Origin of the sequence: Nonomuraea cypriaca, assembly GCF_015645445.1 — a bacterium.
Taxonomy (GTDB): domain Bacteria; phylum Actinomycetota; class Actinomycetes; order Streptosporangiales; family Streptosporangiaceae; genus Nonomuraea; species Nonomuraea cypriaca.
Genome location: NZ_JADOGI010000185.1, coordinates 1 through 21,175 on the forward strand (window position 1 = coordinate 1; position 21,175 = coordinate 21,175).

Below are 21,175 nucleotides of genomic sequence, written 5' to 3' on the forward strand. Positions count from 1 at the left end.
GGGCGGGCGGTCAGGGCGCACTGCCAGGGCGCGGTCAGGGCGCCGTCAGGGGTCCGGCCGTGGGGCGGCTGCGGTACATCCGCACCACTTCGTCGCGGGTGTGCAGGACGTGCTGCTCGACCTCGCGGCGGGCGGCGGCGGGGTCGTGGTTACGGACGTAGTCGAGGATCCGCTCGTGCTCGCGGGTGGCCTCGGCATTGCGGTTGACCCCCTGGCCCGCGCTCCACAGGCGCAGGTAGCGCTCGGCTCTCCCCCGCAGCTGACCGGCCAGTTCGAGCGCCGTCACCGCGTCGGACGGCTCGTAGAGCGCCTGGTGGAACTCCGCGTTGAGCGAGAGCCACTGGTTGTGGTCGAGCGGCTCGTGCATGCGCGCGACCATCGCCTCCAGCCGCTCGATCGCCTTGTCGTCGGTGAGCGGGATGGCCTTCTCCACCAGGTAGCCCTCGATCATCGCGCGCAGGTCGAAGATCTCGAGGACCCGCTCCAGCGTCAGGCCGCGCACCATGGGGCGGCGGTGCGCCTCGGCGCTCAGCAGGCCCTCTGCCTGGAGTTGCCGCATCGCCTCGCGCACCGGCACCCGGGAGACGCCGAAGTGCTCGGCCACCGCGACCTGGTTGAGTATCGCGCCGTCCGCCAGCGAACCCTCGTAGATGGCGTCGCGAAGCACACTGACGATGTAGTCGGGCGCCGTCCGGCGCCGCTGGAGCTCTTCGCTCACGGGCAGGGGGAGAACGGTCTTCTTTTTCGACACTTGACTAGTGTATACACCTTACTGGTCACCGTTAGAGCGACGCCGTCAGAGAGATGAGGCTTCCGGATGAGGGATATCGAGATCGGCGGTGGCACGGCCATCGTCACCGGCGGCTCCGGCGGCATCGGCCAGGCGGTGGTGACCGCGCTGAGCGGGCAGGGAGTCCGCACCGCGGTGCTCGACCCCGCCGCGACCTCTGCGAAGGGCCCATCCGGGGGCTCGTCCGGGGGCGCGGACCTTGCGCTGGACTGCGACGTGCGCGACGCAGCCGCCGTCCAGGCCGCCGTGGCGCGGGTGGAGGAGGAACTCGGGCCGGCCCTGCACCTGGTCTGTGCCGCGGGCGTGGTCTCGGAAGCGCCGCTGGCTGAGCTGGACCCGGCCGAGTTCCGCCGGGTGGTGGAGGTCTCCCTGTACGGAACGTTCCACGCGATCCGCGCCGTCCTCCCCCGCATGTCGGCCCGCGGCCGGGGCGGCATCGTGGCGATGTCCACCGGCTGGGCCACCAAGGGCTACCCCAACGGCGCCCACTACGCGGCCGCCAAGGCGGGCGTGGAGGCGCTGGTGAAGTCGGCCGCCCTGGAGGTCGCCACGCTGGGCGTGCGGGTGAACGCGCTCGCGCCTGGCCCGGTGGAGACGCCGATGCTCACCGGCTTCCCCGACTACCACGCGCGCGCCGCCGACCGGGCGCGGGCGATCCCGATGGGCCGGGTCGGCCAGGCCGGCGACATCGTCGGCCCGACCCTGTTCCTGCTCAGCGACGCCGCCGGATACATGACCGGTCAGGTCGTGCAGGTCAACGGCGGCCTGCTGATGCCCTGACGGCAGGCGCCCCGGCCGCCGCCGGGGGCACGGTGCGCGGGACACAGAGATTTCGACAGGTCATTGACGTGCCAACAAAACTGGATACAGTTTCCACATCCCACTTCTCCCCCAGGAGGGCTCATGGCCTCCCAGCCCGGCACCGTCTTGTCCGCGCCGGCCGCCGACTCCAACGGCCGCGTGGCCGTGGGGGTGCTGTCGTATCTCGGCTTCACCGTCCTGCTGCTCCAGGTCGGCATCGTCCCGCTGCTGCCCGCGATCGGCAGGCAGCTCGGCCTCGCGCCCGGCGACGTGGCCTGGGTGCTCACCGCGGAGCTGCTGGCCGGCGCGGTCGGCCTCGCCGTGCTCACCCGGCTCGCCGACCTGTACGGCAAGCGCCGCATCATGATCGTCTGCCTGTCCGTCGCCCTCGCGGGCGCGCTGATCGGCGCGCTCACCCGCGACGTCACCATGCTGTTCGTCGCCCGCGCGCTGATGGGCGCCCAGGCCCCCATGCTCGCCCTGCCGGAGGCGGTCGCCAACGACACGATGACCCCCAGGCGCGCCCGCCGTACCGTGGTGACGATCCACGCCGGCAACAGCGTCGGCGTCGCCGGCGGCCTGCTGGCCGGTGGGCTGGTCGGCGCCGCCGCGGGCGACTACCACCTCTACTTCTGGATGGCCGCGGTGACGCTGGCGCTCGGCCTGCTCGGCACGCTGCGCTACGTACGCGAGTCCCCGCACCGGGCGACCGGCGGCTTCGACCTGCCCGGCGCGGTGCTGCTCGCCGCGAGCCTGGTGACCTTCCTGCTCGGCACCAGCAAGGGTCCGGCCTGGGGCTGGGGCTCGCCTCAGGTGCTCGGGCTGATCATCGGCGGCCTGGTGCTCGCCGGGATCTGGCTCGCCGTGGAGCGGCGCTCCGCGCACCCGATCGTCGACCTCACGGTCATCACCCGGGCGACGACCCGGCTGCCCGTGGTGGTCGTCTTCCTGATCGCGTTCGGCATCTACGGGGCGATCTCGGCGGTCACCCGGTTCGCGCAGACCGACCCCGCGGTGGCGGGCTACGGCTTCGGCTGGACCCCGCTGCAGGCCTGCCTGTTCGCCGTGCCGGTGGCGATCGGCGGGGTGTTCGCGGCCTGGACGCTCCAGCCGATCGGCCGGCGGATCGGGTTCGCCGGAGCCACCTCGGTGAGTGTCCTGTGCTGCAGCGTCGCCTACTTCGCGCTGGCCGCGACGCACACCATCCCGGCCCCGATGATGGTGAGCCTGGCCGTCTACGCGCTCGGCAACACGATGGGCCTGGCCGCCGCGCAGATCATCGTGATGCAGTCCGTGCCGCCGGCGCAGTCGGGAGTGGCGCTCGGAGTGACGGCCATCGTGTACGCCGTGGGCAACTCGCTCGGCAGCACCGTCGTCGGCGTGTTCTTCGCCGCCGACCCGCTGCCCGGCACCCAGTTGCCGGCGAGCGGCGCCTACACCTTCTCCTTCCTGGTCTGCGGGGCCTGCACCACCCTGGCCGCGCTGCTGGCCTGGCGGGTCAGGAGGGCCCCGGCGGCGGCCCCGTCAGCCACTCCAGTACGGTAAGTGAATACAGTTTATAGTTTAGGAGGCAACGGACGATGGAACTGCAGGTTCGCAAGTGGCTGACCGCTGTGGAGCAGATCGCGCACGACGGAGGGCCGCGGGTGGATCCGCCGCTGCGCAAGGCGGCCGTCGTGGCGGTGATCAGGAATCCGTACGCGGGCCGTTGGTCGGAGGATCTGGCGGACCTGGTGGACCCGTCCGGTGACCTGGCCGCCGAGCTGGTCGCGCGCTGCCGCGAGGCGATCGGCGCCGAGGTGGAGAGCTGCGGCAAGGGTGCGATCGTCGGCGTCGCGGGCGAGCAGGAGCACGGCGTGGCCTGCCTGACCACCCCGTTCGGTGACGCGCTGCGCGACGGCATCGGCGGCACCACCTGGGTCACCTCCAACACCAAGGTCGCCGCCGCGGGCACGGCGATCGACATCCCGCTGGCATACAAGCAGGCGCTGTTCGTGCGCGAGTTCTACGACACCGTCACCGTGTCCGTGCCGGACGGGCCGCGGCCCGACGAGATCGCCGTGATCGTGGCGATGGCCGGTCGCGGGCGGGTGCACAACCGCCTCGGCGGGCTCGCCAAGGCCGACGCCAAGGGGGACGGGCTGCGATGACCGGCACGACTCGGCTCCCGGCGGGCGGTCCCGTGCCGGGCGGCACCCCATGACGGGCTCACGCCGTACGGCGATCGTCGGCATCGGCGACTCACACGCCGGAGACCTCGCGGGCTCGCCGATCGGCGGCGACGCGATCATATGCGAGGACGGCCTGATCTCCTGGATCGGCCAAGCCGGCCAGGCGGACCTCGACGGCTGCGCCACCGTTCTCGACGTGGGCGGCGCCGCCGTGGTGCCCGGCCTGATCGACTCGCACGTGCACGTGACCTTCGGCGACTACACGCCGCGGCAGCGGACCGTCGGCTTCCTGGAGAGCTACCTGCACGGCGGCATGACGCGGGCGATCAGCGCCAGCGAGGTGCACGTGCCCGGCCGGCCGACCGATGTGGTGGGCGTCAAGGCACTGGCGATCGCCGCGCAGCGGTGCTTCGCCGACTACCGGCCGGGCGGCGTCACCGTGCACGCCGGGTCGGTGATCCTGGAGCCCGGTCTCACCGCCGACGACTTCGCGGAGCTCTACGCGGCCGGCGTCCGGCTGGCCAAGGGCGGGTTCGGCGCCTTCGCGGGGCCGCACGCGTACACGCCCGTGGTGCGGGCCGCGCGCGAGGCGGGCCTCGTCGTCATGGTGCACACCGGCGGCGGGTCGATCCGCGGCAGCCTGGAGCTGATCGACGCGCAGGCGCTGCTGGAGATGCGGCCCAACGTGCTCGGGCACGTCAACGGCGGTCCCACCGCGCTGTCGCCCGCCGAGAACGTCGAGCTGGTCACCCACGGCCACGACATGGCGCTCCAGCTCGTCCAGGCGGGCAATCTCAGGTCGGCGATCCACATCAGCGAGCTGGCGCTGGTCAACGGGGCCGCGCACCGGCTGCTGATCGCCTCCGACACGCCCACGGGCACCGGCGTGATCCCGCTCGCGCTGCTGCGGACCATGGCCGAGCTGGTCTCGCTTGGGCCGCTCGACCCGGCGCAGGCGGTGGCCGCCGCCACCGGCAACGTCGCGGACACGTACCGGCTGGACGCGGGCCGCATCGCGGCGGGCAGGCCCGCCGACCTGGTGGTGCTCGACGCCCCGCTGGGGTCGCGGGCCGCCGACTGGCGCGGCGCGCTGAAGCTGGGCGACCTGCCTGCCGTGGCCGCGGTGGTCACCCAGGGTGAGGTCCGCTTCACCAAGAGCCGCAACACCCCACCGCCGCGGCGGGCGGTCCGCCTGACGGCGGGCACGCCCCAGCCGCTTCCGTGACCGCGCGGGGATCCCGTACACCCGGAGAAAGGACGCGAGCCGTGAAGGGCCTGCTGTTCTCGCAGATGGAGCCGCCTCCCGGGGAGGAGGCGGACTTCCACGACTGGTACGAAACCGAGCACATCCCGGCGCGCATGGCGTTGCCCGGGTTCACCGCCGCCGTGCGATACGAGGCGATCGAAGGGGAGCCGCGCTTCCTCGCCTGCTACCACGTCGACGACCAGGCCGCGCTGGAGACGCCCGGCTACCGGCGGCTCAAGAGCGACCCGGGCGAGCGCACCGCCAGGATGCTCGCGCGCGTGCGCGGCTTCACCCGATATCTGGCCGACGAGGTCTCGGACACCGGCCCAAACGACGAAAAATCGGGATATCTCTGGGCGGTCGCGTTCACCGTGCCCGAGGAGTTCCGTGCGCAGTTCGACGGCTGGTACGGCGAGGAGCACGTGCCGATGCTGATGAAGGCCGACGGCTGGCTACGCGTGCGCAGATACACCGTCCGCCCCGGCTTCGAGGGCCCCGCCTGGACCCACCTCGCGCTGCACGAGCTGCGCGACCTCACCGTGCTCGACTCCCCCGAGCGGGCCGCGGCCCGCGACACGCCCCGCCGCGCGGCGCTCGCCGCGCACGACTGGTTCGGCCGCTCAGGACGCTGGCTGTACCGCGCCATCCACGCCACCGGCGACGCCCGGGTCGGCGTGCCCACCGATCGAAAGGACCACCAGTGAGCCTCCCCTACACCCGGGCCGAGGTGAAGGACCGCGCCCGCGCCGAGTGGCGTGGCCTGTGCAACGTGACGTTGCCCTCGTTCACCAGCGATTTCAGTACACTCAACGCGGCCGGCATCGCGCACGACGTGCGCCTCGCGGCGCGCTACGGCTTCTGGGGCACGCTCGTCGCCTCCGAGAGCGGCACCACCCTGGAGGAATACCTCCGCTTCATGGAGATCGCGGCCGAGTCCGCGCCCGAGGGCTTCAGGCTCGTCGCCCACCTGAGTTTCTCCACCGTCGAGGAGGAGCTGACCGCCGCGAAGGCGGCCGAGGCGCTGGGCTTCGAGGCCGCACTGCTGTCCTACCCGCCCTCCTTCCGGCCCGGCTCGGCCGCCGACGTGGTCGAGCACACCCGCTACGTCGCCGAGCGCACCGACCTCGCCCTGATCCTGTTCGCGGTGATGACGTGGGGCTTCACCCCTCTGCACGCGTCGGGCTTCCCGCCCGCCGCGATCGAGGAGATGGCCAGGATCGACACCGCCGCCGCGCTCAAGTACGAGGCGGGCGGCGCGGCCTCGATCACGGCGCTGGCCGACGTCCACCGGCGGGTCTCCGAGCACGTGCTCGTGGAGAACCCGATGGAGCAGCACCTGCCCGCGCTGGTCGACCGGTTCGGCACGCAGTGGTTCGGCACCAGCGCGTACGAGTCCTTCGGCGACCGGGTCCCCCGCGTCCACGAGCTGGCCACGGCCGGCAAGTGGAACGAGGCCATGGACGTGTTCTGGAGCTACCAGCCCGCGCGGGCCGCCAAGGGCGACTTCCACGCGAGCTTCAAGGGCGCCGGGCTGATCCACCGGGTGGGCTGGAAGTACCTGAGCTGGCTGCAGGGCTTCAACGGCGGGCTGCTGCGCATGCCGCAGATGCGCCTGAGCCCCGGCCAGATGAGGTCGCTGCGCGCCGGCCTGGCCGCCTCCGGATTCCACCTGCCCGACGGTGACGACGGCTTCTTCGCCGGTCGCAACCCGGCCTGACACAGGAAGAGACGAATGACGCTGCATCTGTCCGGGTCCGACATCCGCGAGCTCGCCACCGACGACGTGGTGCTGGCGGCGGCCCGCTCCGTGCTGGACGCGGAGTCGCACGGGCGCACCGAGCTGCCGCCGCGCATCGACGTGCCCAGCGGCTCCGGCTTCGTACGGGTCATGCCCGCCGTGCTCGGCGACGTCATGGGGGTGAAGGTCATGACCCTCGCGGAGGGTCTCGGCACGCGCTACCTCGTCCTGCTGTACGACGTCGCGTCGGGGCGCCTGCTCGGCATGTTCGACGCCGACGAGCTGACCAGGCTGCGCACGGCGGCGTACACGCTGGTGGCCGGGGAGCTGCTCGGCGCCGCCGGGCACCGGCGGCTCGGCCTGGTGGGCTCGGGCTTCGAGGCGACCGGTCACCTGCGGCTGATGGCCCGCCGCTGGCCCGTCGAGCAGGTGCTCGTCTACAGCAGGTCGGCGGCCAGGCGTGAGGGGTTCGCCGCCCGGATGAGCGAGGAGCTGGGCATAGACGTGCGTGCCGTGGAGACGGCCAGGGAGGCGACGGGCACACCGCTCGTCGTGCTGGCCACCAAGTCGAGGGAGCCGGTGGTGGACGGCGCGGACCTCGCGCCCGGCGCCGTCGTGCTGTCGATCGGTTCCACCCGCCCCGACCTGCGCGAGCTCGACCGCGCCACGCTGGCCCGCGCCGGCACGCTGCTCGTGGACGACGACCGCCAGGTGCTCCAGGAGTCCGGCGACGTCATCGACGCGATCGAGCACGGCGCGCTGCCCGAGGACCGCGTCGTCCCCGCGGCCCGCGCCGCCCTCGATCCGGCGTCCGTGCGCCGCACGGACGGCCGTGACCTGCTGGTCTTCAAGTCGGTCGGCACCGCGTTGCAGGACCTGTCGCTGGCCCGCAGCCTGCTCGACGCGGCCAGGGCCAGGGAGGCCGGCCGCGACCTGGGCGAGATCTGCGAGCTGAAGCCGTTCGCCGGCGCCGCGCCGCAGGCCGCCGCCGTGACCATGGGAGGCACCCCGTCGTGACCGGGAAGATTCTCGCCGGGGTCCCGTCCCGGCTGCGCATCGGGGGCGACTGGCGGGACGCCGCAGGCGGCCGTACCTTCGCCGTGACCAACCCCGCCGACGGAGGCGAGCTCATGGCGGTCGCCGACGCCGGCCCGGCCGACGCCGTCGCCGCGCTCGACGCCGCGGTGACCGCGCAGGAGGCATGGGCGGCGACCGCGCCGCGGGAGCGCGCCGAGATTTTGCGCCGCGCGTTCGAGGAGATCCACGCCCGGCGCGACGAGCTGGCCGTGCTCATCACGCTGGAGATGGGCAAGCCGCTGCGGGACGCGTACGCCGAGATCGACTACGGCGCCGAGTTCTTCCGCTGGTTCGCGGAGGAGGCGGTGCGCATCGACGGCGGATACAAGGTCTCGCCCAACGGCCGGGGCCGCGTCCTCGTGATGCGCCAGCCGGTGGGCCCGAGCCTGCTCGTCACCCCCTGGAACTTCCCGCTGGCCATGGCCACCCGCAAGATCGGCCCGGCGCTCGCGGCCGGCTGCACGGTCGTCGTCAAGCCCGCCGAGCAGACCCCGCTCACCACGCTCGCGCTGGCCGCCGTCCTGGAGCACTGCGGTGTCCCGGCCGGCGTGGTCAACGTGGTCACCACGTCGGACCCGGCCGGGGTCGTCGGCACGCTGCTGCGCGACGGACGGCTGCGCAAGCTGTCGTTCACCGGCTCGACCGAGGTGGGCCGGCTACTGCTGGCGCAGGCCGCGCGGACCGTGCTGCGCACGTCGATGGAGCTGGGCGGCAACGCGCCCTTCCTGGTCTTCGACGACGCCGACCTCGACGCCGCGGTCGACGGCGCGATCGTGGCCAAGCTCCGCAACATGGGCGAGGCGTGCACCGCGGCCAACCGCTTCTACGCGCAGCGCGGGATCGCCGGCGAGTTCGCCGAGCGGCTGGCGGCGCGGATGGCCGGGTTGCGCGTGGCCCCCGGGCTCGACGAGGGCAGCCAGATCGGCCCGCTGATCGACGAGGCCGGCCGGGCCAAGGTCGGCACGCTGGTGGACGACGCGGTCGGGAAGGGCGCACGCGTCCTGACCGGCGGCAAACCGCTCGGGGACGCGGGGTACTTCTACGCCCCGACCGTCCTCGCCGACGTGCCGGGCGACGCCGCGCTGCTGTCCGAGGAGATCTTCGGTCCGGTGGCGCCTGTGCTGCCGTTCGACACCGACGAGGAGGCGGTCGCGCTGGCCAACGCCACCGAGTACGGCCTGGTGGCCTACCTGTACACCCGGGACCTGACCAGGGCCCTGCGCACGGCGGAAGCCCTGGAGACTGGCATGATCGGTCTCAACCAGGGGGTGGTCTCCAACGCCGCGGCGCCGTTCGGCGGGGTGAAGCAGTCTGGACTCGGCCGCGAGGGCGGCCCGACGGGCATCGACGAATACCTGGAGACCAAGTACATCGCGATCGATGTCTGAGAGGAGCACGATGAGCCACGGCAGCGAGAGCACCCTGCCGCTGCGGCTGGGCTCGGTCACCGTAGCGGTGCCCGACCCGGCGGCGACGGCCGCCTTCCTGCACGACGGGCTGGGCTTCCACGTCACGCCGCGGGCGGACGGCGGCCTGGACGCGACCACCGGCGGCGAATACGCGCAGCCCGTGCCCCGCCGTCACCTCACCCTCCTGCCGGGTGAGGTGACGCGGCTGCGGGAGGTCACCTTCGACGTGCCGGAGGACTACCCGTTCGGCGAGCTCGAACGCCGGGCCGCCGGGCACGGGCCGGCCGCCGCCCGGGTGGCTGCCGGCCCGGACGGCGGCGCGGGGGTCGCCGTCACCGACCCGTCCGGGCTGCGGCTGGTCTGCCGCCCGCCGGCCGCGCCCGCCCCCGAGCCGCTGCCCGTGACGCCGCTGCGTCCGCGGCGGCTCGGACACGTCAACGTCAAGGTGCCGGACGCGCCCGGCACGGCGCGGCTGCTCGCCGGACTGCTGGACCTCAAGCTGTCGGAGCAGATCGGCGAGGGGCTCTACTTCTTCCGGGTCGGCAGCGAGCACCACAACATGGGCGTGCGCGGCGGGTCCGACCTTCCCGACGTGCACCACCTCGCCTTCGAGGTGGCCGGCTGGGACAGCTATCGGATGATCTGCGACCACCTCGCCGACCTGGGGTACAAGGTCGAGTACGGCCCCGGCAGGCACGGCCCCGGCCACAACCTCTTCGTGTACGTCCGCGATCCGTCCTCCGGGCTGCGCCTCGAGCTGTACAGCGACATGGCGCACATCCACGACGAGGCGTCGTACACGCCGCCGCGCTGGGAGATGAGCGACCGGGGCAACACGGTCAACCGCTGGGGCCCGGCGCCCCCGGAGAGCTTCCTGGCCTGATGACCTGCCGCACGCCGCGCAGCCCCGGCCCGCTCCAGTGACAGCTCGGCGGGGTCGAGCACGGCTCTCCTGCGATGGCCGTTCTTCCGCTCCGCCCAGCTCTCCAGCACCGGCCCGCGCACGATCCCGCCCAACGGCGGGCCGTGCCACAGGCCGCGCGCCTCCTGGAGCAGCTCGGGGCGGTCACGTCATCGCGCATTTCGCGTGTTCGACTTGGGTAGCGTGTTTCGCATCGTTCCTGATCCTGACGACATTAAGGACCAGCCGGTGGGCATGTCACACCCCTCATCCGCCCCCGCACCGGCCGCCGCCGGTGGGGCCGCCGACCGAGGCGACGGCGGTGTCGAGTTCCGGTTGCTGGGGCCGGTCGGTGTCTGGGCGTTCGGCGACCTGCTCGGCCCGGCGGTCCCCAAGCAGCGTTCCGTGCTGGCGATGTTGCTGCTCAATCTGCGGCAGGTGGTGCCCGTGGACGGATTCGTCCAGGCCATCTGGGGGGATGCGGCCCCGCCCCGAGCCCGGAACGCGCTGAGCGGCTACGTGTCACGACTGCGGCGGATCCTGACGGGGATTCCGCAGGTCGAGTTGACCACCTCGCGTCCCGGTTACCGGCTGGACGTCGATCCGATGCGGGTGGACTTATACCGGTTTCGCGATCTGGTGAGACGGGCCCGCAGCACGGACACGGACCTGCTGCGGCAGGCCCTGTCGTTGTGGCGAGGGCCGGCGCTGGCGGATGTGGCCGGCGAGTGGCTGCCCGGGGTGGGCAGGACGCTGGAGGAGGAGCGCCTGGCCGTGCTTGAGGACCGTATCGCGATCGATGTGCTGGCCGGTCGGCACAGGGAGACGTTCACCGAGCTGTCGGCGTTGATGCGCGAGCATCCGCTGCGGGAGCGGCCTGTGGCGCTCATGATGTCGGCCCTGCGGCAGGACGGCAGGACGGGGGCGGCGCTGGAGGTCTTCCGCGACGTCAGGCGCAGGCTCGTGGCGGAGCTGGGCATCGAGCCGGGCAACGATCTGCAGCGGCTGCACCAGCAGATCCTCCGAGGAGAACCGCTCGGCCCGTCGGCGCCCCAGGCGCGGGAGAGCCCGGCGGCGCCCCAAGGGCGGGAGAGCCCGCCGGCTCCGGCGGAGCTGCCCGCCGACGTGGCCTCCTTCATCGGCCGCGAGGACGAGGTGCGCCTGCTCAAGGACGTCTTGTCCCGTGACGGGGCGAGGACCGGCGTGATGCGGATCTGCCAGATCAACGGGATCGGCGGCGTCGGCAAGTCCACGCTGGCCACTCACGTGGCCCGCGCGGTCCCGGACTCCTTCCCCGACGGGCAGCTGTACGTGAACCTGCACGGCGCGACCCCCGACGTGGAGCCCGCCCGGCCCGTGGACGCGCTCGGCCGGTTCCTGCGCTCGCTCGGTGTGGCCGCCGCGGCGGTGCCGGCGCAGGTGGAGGAGGCGGCGGCCCGGTTCCGTTCGCTGACCGAGGGCCGGCGGATGCTGATCGTGCTCGACAACGTACGCGACGCCGCGCAGGTGCGGCCGTTGCTGCCGGGCAGCCCCAGTTGCGCCGTACTGATCACCGGCCGCCGGATGCTCACCTCGTTCGAGGACGCGGTCCATGTGTCCTTGGACGTGTTGTCTCCCGAGGAAGGGCTCGCGCTGGTGAGCAGGGTGGTGGGTACGGCCAGGATCGCCGCGGAGCCGGCCGCGGCCGCCGAACTGGTCCGGCTGTGCGGCGGTCTGCCGCTGGCGTTACGCCTGGTGTCGGCCAGGCTGACGGCCCGGCCGACGCTGTCGGTGCCGACGCTGGTGCGACGGCTGGCCACCGCGCGACGCCGGCTGGATGAGCTCTGTGCCGACGATCGTGCCGTACGGGCGAGTTTCCAGGGCAGCTATCAGGACCTGCTCACCGACCCGACCGGCGCGGCGGCGGCCCGGGTCTTCCGGCTGCTCGGCCTGCTGGACTGCCCCGACGTCGAGCCCACCGTGACCGCCGCGCTGGCCGACCTCCCAGAAGAGCGGGCGCGGCTGTTGCTGGAACACCTGGCGGACGCCCAACTGGTCGACAACCACGCCCCTGACCGGTATCGCCTGCACGACCTCCTGTGCCTGTTCGCGCGCGAACGCGCCGAGGAGGACGAGTCGCCACAGGCCCGCGAACAGGCGGTGGAACGCGCTCTGCACTGTTACCTGGCGACCGCTCGGACCGCGGTCGGGCGCCTGAACCAGAGCAGGACGTGGCGCACCGGCATCGGCCCGCAGCAGCTCACCCATCGAGGCATCTCGTTCAAGACGGACGACGAGCTGCACGCCTGGATCGACGCCGAGGAGGACAACCTGCTCGCCGTCGTCGCGCAGGCGGTCGGCACCCCCGCCGCCGAGCTGGCGGTCGCCCTGGCGGCCAGCCTGGCCATGCTGCTCTACGAGCGCGGGCACTGGCCCAAACAGCTCCGGCTCGCCGAGCTGGCCCTGCGCGCCGCGGAGACCACGGGCGACCTCAGTCTTCAGGCGCGCATGCTGAGCGATCTCGGCTGGGCGCAGGTGCTGATGGGCCAGACCACCGGCGCGATCACCCACCTGCGCCGTTCGCTGGCCGCCTACCAGCGGTTGGGCAACCGCAGGCACGAGGCGGCGGTGCTGGAGAATCTGGGCATGGTCCACCGTGCCGTCGGCCGCCTGGACGAGGCGGTGGACCTGCACCAGCGGGCCCTGGCCATCAACCGCGAGATCGGCCATCTCTGGGGCCAGGCGTCGAGCCTCACCCATCTCGGGCTGGCCTTCCAGCACGGCGGACGGTTCGACGAGGCCATCGAGCTCCACCTCCGGGCCATCAGAATCGTCGAGCAGGTGGGCAGCCCGGTCGACCGGGTGTCGATGCTGATCCACCTCGCCGAGGCGTACCGGCTGGCAGGCCGGCCTCAGCAGGCCGTGCACCGCCACCGGCAGGCGCAGAAGATCCACCACGAGGTCGGACGCCCGGACGGTTATCGGGAGGCGGAGCTGTTCTGGGGGTTGGGCCTGGCACTCCACGACGCCGGCGACCTTTCCGAGGCCCGGTACGCCTGGCACAGATCCAGCACGATCCTGCACCGCCTCCAGCTGATCACCACCGACGAGATGCGGGCGATCCAGACCGCCGCACCACCACCTCTCACACCCCAGGCCATCCAGCGGCAGCTCTGAACGCCGCCTCAGGTGTTCGTGCGGACGTCGGACACGTCGGACGGCTCCCCCTCCGCCGGGGCGATCTTACGGACGCCGAACACGGACACCAGGCTGACCAGCGACAACCCGGCCACGTACAGGGCGATCGCCGTCGAGGAGCGGTACGACTCGAACAGGATCGTCGCCACGATGGGGGTGAGCGCGCCGCCGATCATGCCTCCGAGCTGGTACGCGATGGAGATGCCGCTGTAGCGGAAGCGTACGTCGAAGATCTCCGTGAACAGGCCGCCCTGGGCGCCGGCCATGATGCCCTGGACGATCGCGGCCACGGTGAACGCCAGCAGGGCGAGCCCCTCGCTGCCCGTGTTGACCAGGCCGAACATCGGCAGTGGCCAGAGCACGGCGGTCAGCGCGCCGATGATGTACAACCGCTTGGAGCCGTACCGGTCGGACAGGGCCGCCGACGCGATGATCGTGCCGATCCACACCACGGTGGAGATCAGGATCAGTGTGAGCAGCGTGCCGCGCGGGAAGCCCACCACGGTCGTGCCGTACGTGAGCATGTAGACGATCACCGTGTAGCCGACCGCGGGCGGGGCGATCGAGGCCAGGGACGCCAGCGTCAGGTTGCGCGGCTGTCGCCGGGCCAGTTCGGCGAAGGGCACCTTGCTGACGGCGTTGCGCTGCTTGACCCGCTCGAACTCGGGCGCGTCGCGCAGCCGGCTGCGGACCACGATGCCGAGGATCACGAGCAGCAGGCTGAGCAGGAAGGGGATGCGCCAGCCGTAGGATAGGAAGGCGTCGTCCGACATGCCGGATACGGCGAGGAACGCCAGGTTGGAAGTGAGCACCCCCATCGGCACGCCGAACTGGGCGAAGCTACCGTAAACGGCGCGCCGGCGCGGCGACGCGTGTTCGGTGGCGATCAGGATGGCGCCGCCCCACTCGCCTCCCACCCCGAAGCCCTGCGCGATGCGCAGGGCGACCAGCAGCAGCGGCGCGCCGATGCCGATCGCGGCGTACGTGGGCAGGACGCCGATCAGGAACGTCGCCCCGCCGGTCAGCACCAGGGTGAGGATCAGCATCGACTTGCGGCCGACCCGGTCGCCGAAGTGCCCGATGACCGCGGCGCCGATGGGGCGGGCGAGGAATCCGACCGCGAAGGTGGCGAAGGCCGCGAGGGTTCCCGCGAAGCTGGAGGAGGCCGGGAAGAACAGGCTGCCGAAGGCCAGTGCCGCGGCGGTACCGAAAATATAGTAGTCGTACCACTCGATGGACGTTCCGATGAAGCTGGCCGCGAAGATGCCCTTGGTCGATGGTCGCCCGGTGTCGGTGGTTGCAGCCACGGTGGTGCTCCTAAGACGGGCTGAGGGGGATGCCCCGAGATGTCCCTGGCGTTACGGGGGTCTCACAGTTGTACCGAATGTAGATCGGGTGCCACGGGGCGTCCATCCGTCATCTGTGGCGGGCCGTCTACGTCATCCGTCGTACGTCATCCCAAGGGGCGGGCCCGACCGCCGTCCACGGCCGCGAATACGTCATCTGCGCGGGGTCCGGCCCCGGACGGTCGTCCCCAGGTGCGTACGTCAAATCTCCCGCGCACCTACGTCAAACGTCGCGGCCGGCCCTGCGCAATCGGCCGATCCAGGCCGTCATTAGCGCGTGGACCCGCTGCGGACCGCCCTATAGCGTTCGGGGCGACACGCAGAAGGGAGGGAGCGACCTGGGCACGGGAAGACCGCAGTGTCCACGCCGCGATCTCGATGACCGTTGAGCCGACGCCCACCACCGACCTGGTGACAGGTCTTGTCATCGACGGCGAGACCGTCGCCACCACGGAGACGATCCCGGTCCACGATCCGAGCCGTCCGGAGACCGTCGTGGGCTGGGCGGCGGCCGCCACCCCGGAGGACTGCGAACACGCCGTCGCCGCGGCTCAGCGCGCCTTCACCGGCTGGGCCGCCAGGTCCGCGCCCGAACGGGCGGAGCTCGTGCTCGCGGCTCTCGGGCCGCTCGCCGGTTCGGCCGCCGCCAGAGCCGAGCTCCTAACCAGGGAGAACGGCAAGATCCTGGGGGAATCCCAGATCGACCTGGCCGTCTTCGAGGGACGCTCCCGCGTCGCCGCGGCACTGGCCGAGGGCTTCGAGTCGCTGACCACACTGCCGGCCCCGCCCTTCGACACGCGGATCCACCGGGTGGCCACGGGTGTGGTCACCGTCATCGTGCCGTTCAACTGGCCGCTGGCCATCCTCGGGGCGAGCCTGCCGTACGCGCTCATCGCCGGGAACACGGCCGTGGTGAAGCCGCCGCCCACCGCGCCACTGGCGATGGCGGAGACCTTGCGGGTGTTGGCGCGGGGGCTGCCGCCTGGGGTGCTCAACGTCGTCACCGGCCGCGACGACGCGGTCCGGCCGCTGCTGACCGACCCTCGCGTGCAGCGGGTCGTGTTCACCGGCAGCACCGCGGGCGGCCGGGCCGTCATGTCGCTGGCGTCCCAGTCGCTGGCCAAGGTCACGCTCGAGCTGGGCGGGAACGACCCGGCGATCCTGCTCGACGACGTACGGCTGGACGAGAGCACGGCGGGCGCCCTCGCCGCCGCCGCGTTCATGACCACCGGCCAGGTGTGCATGGCGGTCAAGCGGGTGTACGTGCCCCGGTCGCGTCATGCGGAGCTGGTCGAGGCCATGGGCAGCGCCCTGGACGGTCAGCGGGTGGGGAACGGCCTCGATTCCGGGACCACGATGGGTCCCATGAACACGGCGCGGCAGCGCGACATCGTCGGGGAGATGCTCGATCAGGCCCGGGCGAAGGGCGCGGAGGTCCGCGAGTACGGCAGCGTGGACGAGGACGCGGTCGCCGCCGGCGGCCACTACCTCCGCCCCGCGCTGGTCCTCGACCCGGCCGAGGATCTGCGTGTGGTCACGGAGGAGCAGTTCGGCCCGGCACTGCCGATCCTGGCCTACGACGACCTGGACTCCCTCGTGGAGCGGCTGAACAGCGAGTGGTCGGGGCTGTGCTCGTCGGTCTGGTCCGCCGATCTCGACCGCGCAGCAGCCGTCGCCGCGGGGTTGCGTACCGGGACGACGTGGATCAACCAGGCCAACGCGTCCGCCTGCGATGACCGGGCTCCGTTCGGCGGTTTCCGGCAGAGCGGCGTGGACCGGGAGATGGGTCCCGAAGGGCTCCTGGACTTCACGGAAACCCACGTGGTGACCGCCCCGGCGTCAGCCTGACCGCGTCCGCGTCCGGGCCCGGCCGTGTGAGGGGCCTCGTGGCCGGGGCCTCCTCCGGTTCAGGCCGTGGCCCGCCAGCCGCCGTCCGCGTAGACCTTGCGGGCGACCTCGGCGTAGGGCACGGGGCTCACCGTGGCGGCGAGCTCGACCTGGGCGTGGTTCTCGACCGTGAGCTTGCCCGTGCCGCCACCGGGTTCTCCCCACACCAGCGAGACCTGGGCGCCCGCCTCCGCGTGGTCGTGGTCGATCATCGCCAGCGTCAGCATCGTGCGCTCGTTCCAGCTGTAGCCGATCCAGGTGGAGATCCCGGCGGGTTCGCCGTGCACCTTCACCAGGTCGTACGGATGCATCGAGTACACCGCGGACGGGAATTCGAACCACTTGGCGGGGACACCATGTTCGAGTTGTGAGCCGACGGCCCTGAGGAATTCGGCGGTGCTCAGCGCGAGCGTGACCTTTTTCCGGTGTTTCTCACCGGCTTTGGCCGCCAGCGCCTCGCGGCCGATGAAGTCGTGGTCGAATTTCACGAAGGATCCGTAACCGAGGTCCCAGGGCGTCAGGTAATAGTCCTCGATGCGGTCCGAGACGAAACTGCCGCCGATCGAGGCGTTGGCCTCGTAACCGTCGCCGGGAAGCCATTGCCGGTAGCTCCTGAGCGCCTCACCGGTGTAGATCCCCGGCAGCGGCGAGGGGATCCAGCCTGATTCCAGGGTGTTGGAGGAATAGGCGCGCCCGCCCACCAGGCGCATACCGAATTCCACGCCGGCCTCGACCAGTGCCCGGTGCACGTCCGCGCCGTCGTCCCACGGCCCGAACAGCTCGTACCCGGGCTGCCCCGCCATGCCGTGGCGCAGCGCGCGGACCGTCTTGCCGGCGATGGTGACGGCGGTGAGGTGGAAGAACTTGAGCTGCGGGGCGGGCCTGCCGGTCACCTTCTCGATCACCTTGGGCGCGTTCGGCCCCTGGATCTGGTACCGGTACGACGTGCGGTCGTACGGATCGGGGCGGGCCGCCGAGCGCTCGTCGAGCGTCGTCGTGACGTCGTAGCCGCCGCTCTCAGCGTGGAAGCGCACCCAGTTGAGCGCGGGTATCCGCCCGACCAGGTTGAAGGTGTTCTCGGCCAGGTGGAAAAGGATCCCGTCGCCGATGACATGGCCGCCGGGGGTGCACGGCACGAACTGCTTCGCGGTGTCGACCGGGAATCTGGCGAAGCTGTTCACACCCAGATAGGACAGCAGCTTCAGCGCGTCACGCCCTTCGACCAGCAATTCCGCCATGTGGTACGACTGGTTGAACAACACACACGTGTGCTGCCAGGCGTACTGCTCGTCCCGCCAGTTCGTGTACTCCGGCGGAACACCGGGATAGACGTTCGGTCCGGCCGGCAGATTGCGCAGATAATCCGCCACATTCGTCTGGACGCCGTTGAGAACGTCTTCCAGGCTCTTGCCGGTCATCAACCGTCTCCCTCGGTGCCCAGAATCGGCCGGGTCACGTGGATGTTACGCGGTCGGCGCCGGGCGGCGGATCACACATTTGACGGCTCTTGACAGGTTGCCCTTCGCAGACCCGTTACGACAAATGACGTAGTTCAGCGGGGGTTCAGCGGGGTGGTCGACGATGACGTCGATGCCGGGGACGTCGGCATCCGGCTGGGCGGTCATGTGCGCCTCAGCGTTTCCGAGAGTCGTTCGCGGGCGGTCGGCTCCCCGTGGAGCCCGGTGGGCAGCGACGCCGGCAGCGGCAGGACGAGACGGACGACGATGCCCTCGCCAGGGCTGGACCGGGTGGTGAGGCGGCCCGCCCACCGGCCGGCGCGCTCCTTCATCGCGGTCATGCCGAAGCCGCCCTCCTCCACGGGCGCCCCCTGCTCCGGCAGGCCGCGCCCGTCGTCGGCGACCTCGGCCGTCAGCCCCCGCTGCGTGCCGTGCCCGGTCAGCGCGAGCCTGATCGTGACGAGGGAGCCGTGCGAGTGCTTGACGCTGTTGTGCAGCGCCTCCGCGATCACGCGATAGACGTCCTCCCGAAGCTCGGCCTCCAGGTCGTCGAGCTCGTCGTGCGGGTCGGTGATCGAGACCTGCACCTCGAAGCCCGTACGGCCCATGGTCGACTCGGCCAGGGCCGTCAGGGCGGCGCCCAGCCCCTGGTCGTCGAGGGCGGTGGGGTGCAGGTCGGTCACCATGGCCCTCAGGTCGCTGAGGACCGCCTTCGAGATGTGCCCGAGCTCCCCGGCCACGCGCGTCACGTACGCCGAGTCGACGACGGTGCCGCGCCCGGACAACATGCCGAGGGACTCGACCTGCATGCCCATGGAGAAGACCTGCTGCACGACGGAATCGTGCAGCTCGCGGGCCAGGCGCTGGCGTTCCTCCCGCCGCGCGACCTCCCGCTCGCGCTCCAGCAGGGCGGCGTAGTGGACGGCCTGCGCCGCCTGCTCGCCCATCGCCAGCAGGAAGTCCAGCGCGGTGCCGCCGATCTCCTGGCCCGGCTCGAAGTACGCGTTGAGCACGCCGACGGGCTCCCCGCGAACGAGCAGCGGCACGCTCGCGAACCAGTCCCACTCCGGATTGCGCATGTGCTCCCGCAGCGGCGCCCAGGCCGGAGCCGACATGATCGTCGCGTACCGGTGCGGGACGACGACGGGTTCGCGGGAGGTGAACGCGTCGACCATCCGCAGCTGGGCCCCGGCCTCCATACACTCCACGAGGAGGTCGAACCAGTTGTCCGCCTTGCCGAAGCCGGCCGTGCCCATGATCTGGAAGCGTTCGCCGGTGGGGTTGACCGTCACGATCTGCACGCTGGCCAGCGCATCGGCCTCGAGCACCTCCTGGGCCAAGGCGTCCAAGGTGCCGCTCAGGGACCGCTTCGCGGCCACCCGGCTCGCCGCGCTGGCGATCGCGGTGAGCCGCCGCTGGTGCCGCCGGCTCTCCGTGACGTCCCTGAACGTCACCAGGCACTCGTCGCGCCCGGGCAGGCCCCTCATCCGGTACGCGAACTCGCGCCGCCGGCCCGGCACCGGCTCCCACACGACGACCGCCTCGTCCTCGGGAACGTCATCCGGACGGTACGGCGGAAACGGGGACGCGGCGCCCTGGACGCCGTGCGGGTCGAGCCCGCACAGCGACAGCGCCGCCTGGTTCGCCTGAACGAAACGACCGTGCGTGTCGATCAGCGCCAGGCCGTCCGGCGTCCTCTCCAGCAGCGTGCCCGCCTCGACCCTGTCCTCTGCGGGGCCCTCTGCGCGCCTGACGTCGTACGCCATCACTGACGGCCTCCTCGCTGGAACACGACGGGTCGCGGCATCGCCGACACCCATGATGCCCGCGTTCCGCCCGGACAGCACTAGTCCGGCCGCGACGAGCAGCCGGGATACGACATCTGACGTAGTCGATGACTCCGCGGACGGCAGCGCCGCGGTTGGCTGATTAACGCAGCAGTCTTTCAAAATTAACAACGCAACCACTTCAAAGAGCGCCCATGGTTATGCAAGGATCCTTCCGAAAGCCGGACTGATCGCCTGGAGGGGCTGCCCGTGCAGGGACGCGACCTCGCCGCGCTGCGGCGGTTCAACACCAGCGCCGTGTTGCGCGCCCTGCGCAAGCAGGGCCCGCAGTCGCTGACCCTGCTGAAGGAGACGACGGGGCTGTCGCGGCCCACGGTCGAACTCGCCCTCGAGGAGCTGTCCGGGCAGGGCTGGGTCGCGGAGATCGCGGACGCCCCGGCGACGCGGTCCCCCGGACGCCCGGCCCGGCGCTTCAGGTTCCGCGGCGAGGCCGGCCGGGTCGTGGGCGTCGACATCGGGCTCCACAAGATCGTCCTGCTGCTCTCCGACCTCACCGGCGAGATCCTGGCCGTCGAGCGCGAGTCGATCGACTCCGCGATGGACGGCGCCGACCGGCTCGCGTTCCTCCGCACCCGCCTGGAGCGCTTCCTGGCCGGCCACGGGGTGCACCAGCGGGAGCTCTGGGCCGTGTCGGTCGCGGTGCCGGGGTTCGTGGACGAGGCCGGGCGGGTCCACTCCATCGTGGTGCCGGAGTGGAACGGGCTCGACCTGGCCAATCGGCTCGCCGAGACGTTCCGGTGCCACGTCGTCGCCGAGAACGACGTCAACTTCGCCGCCGTCGCCGAGCACTGGCGCGGCGCCGCCCGCCTCGCCGACGACGTGGCGTGCGTACTCGCCGGCCGGCGGGCGTCGTGCGGCCTGCTCCTGGGCGGCCGCCTGCACCGCGGCCGGCGCGGCGGCGCAGGCGAGCTGGGCACCCTGCCCCACCTCGGGCTGGCCGCCGCCCACCAGGCGCTGCGCTGGGACGGCGTCCGGTCCGGGGAGTCGGCGATCGAGGCACTCGTACGCGCCGCGGAGGCGGAGGATCCCAGAGCCCTCGAGGTGCTCGACGCGTACGCGGCCCGCCTCGCCCCGGGAGTCGCGGCCCTGGTGCTCGCCGTCGACCCCGACCTGATCGTGCTGTGCGGCGGCGTGACCCCGGCCGGGCGGTGGCTCACCCCGATGCTCACCCGGCACCTGCGGGACATCACCCTGCACGTCCCGCGGATCGCCGTCAGCACACTCGGCGAGCGCGGCGTCGCGCTGGGCGCCGTCCGCACCGGCCTCGACCACGTCGACACCCAGCTCACCGACCCCGCCGGCCCCCTGCCCTCGGCAGCCCGCTGATC

16 protein-coding genes are annotated in these 21,175 nt (G+C 72.0%); 12 read left to right on the forward strand and 4 right to left on the reverse strand.

Annotated features, from left to right (window positions below):
* Positions 1-34: 34 nt before the first annotated feature.
* Entirely contained in the window at positions 35-751 is a 717-nt protein-coding gene (locus tag ITP53_RS40970; RefSeq protein ID WP_195900855.1) for a GntR family transcriptional regulator, read from the reverse strand.
* Between the two features lie 66 nt (positions 752-817).
* Here ITP53_RS40970 and ITP53_RS40975 point away from each other — a divergent pair, with 66 nt between their 5' ends.
* The 10 genes from ITP53_RS40975 to ITP53_RS41020 all read left to right on the forward strand — a co-directional run bounded on the left by ITP53_RS40975 (position 818) and on the right by ITP53_RS41020 (position 13,289).
* Complete coding sequence (locus tag ITP53_RS40975) at positions 818-1,570, forward strand: SDR family NAD(P)-dependent oxidoreductase (RefSeq protein WP_195900856.1); 753 nt, start codon at positions 818-820, stop codon at positions 1,568-1,570.
* Between the two features lie 123 nt (positions 1,571-1,693).
* Positions 1,694-3,136 carry an MFS transporter gene (locus ITP53_RS40980; RefSeq protein WP_195900857.1) on the forward strand — a complete coding sequence of 481 codons (1,443 nt, stop codon included), beginning with the start codon at positions 1,694-1,696 and terminating at the stop codon, positions 3,134-3,136.
* A gap of 35 nt (positions 3,137-3,171) precedes the next feature.
* On the forward strand, positions 3,172-3,741 hold the full coding sequence (locus ITP53_RS40985; RefSeq protein WP_195900858.1) for an amino acid synthesis family protein: 570 nt from the start codon (positions 3,172-3,174) through the stop codon (positions 3,739-3,741).
* Positions 3,742-3,790: 49 nt separating this feature from the next.
* Positions 3,791-4,987: an amidohydrolase family protein gene (locus ITP53_RS40990; protein WP_195900859.1), complete on the forward strand. Its 1,197-nt coding sequence runs from the start codon at positions 3,791-3,793 to the stop codon at positions 4,985-4,987.
* Between the two features lie 41 nt (positions 4,988-5,028).
* Positions 5,029-5,712, forward strand: coding sequence for a DUF4286 family protein (locus ITP53_RS40995; protein ID WP_195900860.1), 684 nt, complete (start codon positions 5,029-5,031; stop codon positions 5,710-5,712).
* Positions 5,709-6,725, forward strand: coding sequence for a dihydrodipicolinate synthase family protein (locus ITP53_RS41000; RefSeq protein WP_195900861.1), 1,017 nt, complete (start codon positions 5,709-5,711; stop codon positions 6,723-6,725). Before ITP53_RS40995 ends, ITP53_RS41000 begins: the two co-directional genes overlap by 4 nt.
* 15 nt (positions 6,726-6,740) lie before the next feature.
* On the forward strand, positions 6,741-7,763 hold the full coding sequence (locus tag ITP53_RS41005) for an ornithine cyclodeaminase family protein (RefSeq protein ID WP_195900862.1): 1,023 nt from the start codon (positions 6,741-6,743) through the stop codon (positions 7,761-7,763).
* Positions 7,760-9,211, forward strand: a complete 1,452-nt coding sequence (locus ITP53_RS41010; RefSeq protein WP_195900863.1) for an NAD-dependent succinate-semialdehyde dehydrogenase — start codon at positions 7,760-7,762, stop codon at positions 9,209-9,211. The genes ITP53_RS41005 and ITP53_RS41010 overlap by 4 nt, the downstream gene beginning before the upstream one ends.
* 10 nt (positions 9,212-9,221) lie before the next feature.
* The gene (locus ITP53_RS41015) at positions 9,222-10,115 is read left to right on the forward strand and encodes a VOC family protein (RefSeq protein ID WP_195900864.1); all 894 of its coding nucleotides are present in this window, start codon (positions 9,222-9,224) and stop codon (positions 10,113-10,115) included.
* A gap of 273 nt (positions 10,116-10,388) precedes the next feature.
* Positions 10,389-13,289 carry an AfsR/SARP family transcriptional regulator gene (locus ITP53_RS41020; protein WP_195900865.1) on the forward strand — a complete coding sequence of 967 codons (2,901 nt, stop codon included), beginning with the start codon at positions 10,389-10,391 and terminating at the stop codon, positions 13,287-13,289.
* 8 nt (positions 13,290-13,297) lie between these two features.
* Here ITP53_RS41020 and ITP53_RS41025 read toward each other — a convergent pair whose 3' ends face one another.
* A complete protein-coding gene (locus ITP53_RS41025) occupies positions 13,298-14,617 on the reverse strand; it encodes an MFS transporter (protein WP_195900866.1) in 1,320 nt (439 codons plus the stop codon).
* A 417-nt stretch (positions 14,618-15,034) separates the two neighbouring features.
* Here ITP53_RS41025 and ITP53_RS41030 point away from each other — a divergent pair, with 417 nt between their 5' ends.
* Positions 15,035-16,504, forward strand: coding sequence for an aldehyde dehydrogenase family protein (locus ITP53_RS41030; protein ID WP_195900867.1), 1,470 nt, complete (start codon positions 15,035-15,037; stop codon positions 16,502-16,504).
* 59 nt (positions 16,505-16,563) lie between these two features.
* On the opposite strand, the gene desA is transcribed toward ITP53_RS41030, so the two are convergent.
* Together desA and ITP53_RS41040 are read right to left on the reverse strand one after the other, a co-directional pair.
* Positions 16,564-17,961 (reverse strand): syringate O-demethylase, encoded by a 1,398-nt coding sequence (gene desA, locus ITP53_RS41035; RefSeq protein ID WP_195900868.1) that lies wholly within the window; start codon positions 17,959-17,961, stop codon positions 16,564-16,566.
* A 203-nt stretch (positions 17,962-18,164) separates the two neighbouring features.
* Positions 18,165-19,766 (reverse strand): sensor histidine kinase, encoded by a 1,602-nt coding sequence (locus ITP53_RS41040; RefSeq protein ID WP_195900869.1) that lies wholly within the window; start codon positions 19,764-19,766, stop codon positions 18,165-18,167.
* Between the two features lie 270 nt (positions 19,767-20,036).
* On the opposite strand from ITP53_RS41040, the gene ITP53_RS41045 reads away from it, so the two are divergent.
* Complete coding sequence (locus ITP53_RS41045; protein ID WP_207757144.1) at positions 20,037-21,173, forward strand: ROK family protein; 1,137 nt, start codon at positions 20,037-20,039, stop codon at positions 21,171-21,173.
* Positions 21,174-21,175 lie beyond the last annotated feature (2 nt).

Coding starts and splice junctions, on each gene's coding strand:
- ITP53_RS40975 (WP_195900856.1), top strand. CDS start 818: ATGAGGGATATCGAGATCGGCGGTGGCACGGCCATCGTCACCGGCGGC.
- ITP53_RS40980 (WP_195900857.1), top strand. CDS start 1,694: ATGGCCTCCCAGCCCGGCACCGTCTTGTCCGCGCCGGCCGCCGACTCC.
- ITP53_RS40985 (WP_195900858.1), top strand. CDS start 3,172: ATGGAACTGCAGGTTCGCAAGTGGCTGACCGCTGTGGAGCAGATCGCG.
- ITP53_RS40990 (WP_195900859.1), top strand. CDS start 3,791: ATGACGGGCTCACGCCGTACGGCGATCGTCGGCATCGGCGACTCACAC.
- ITP53_RS41005 (WP_195900862.1), top strand. CDS start 6,741: ATGACGCTGCATCTGTCCGGGTCCGACATCCGCGAGCTCGCCACCGAC.
- ITP53_RS41015 (WP_195900864.1), top strand. CDS start 9,222: ATGAGCCACGGCAGCGAGAGCACCCTGCCGCTGCGGCTGGGCTCGGTC.
- ITP53_RS41020 (WP_195900865.1), top strand. CDS start 10,389: ATGTCACACCCCTCATCCGCCCCCGCACCGGCCGCCGCCGGTGGGGCC.
- ITP53_RS41030 (WP_195900867.1), top strand. CDS start 15,035: ATGACCGTTGAGCCGACGCCCACCACCGACCTGGTGACAGGTCTTGTC.
- desA (WP_195900868.1), bottom strand. CDS start 17,961: ATGACCGGCAAGAGCCTGGAAGACGTTCTCAACGGCGTCCAGACGAAT.
- ITP53_RS41040 (WP_195900869.1), bottom strand. CDS start 19,766: ATGGCGTACGACGTCAGGCGCGCAGAGGGCCCCGCAGAGGACAGGGTC.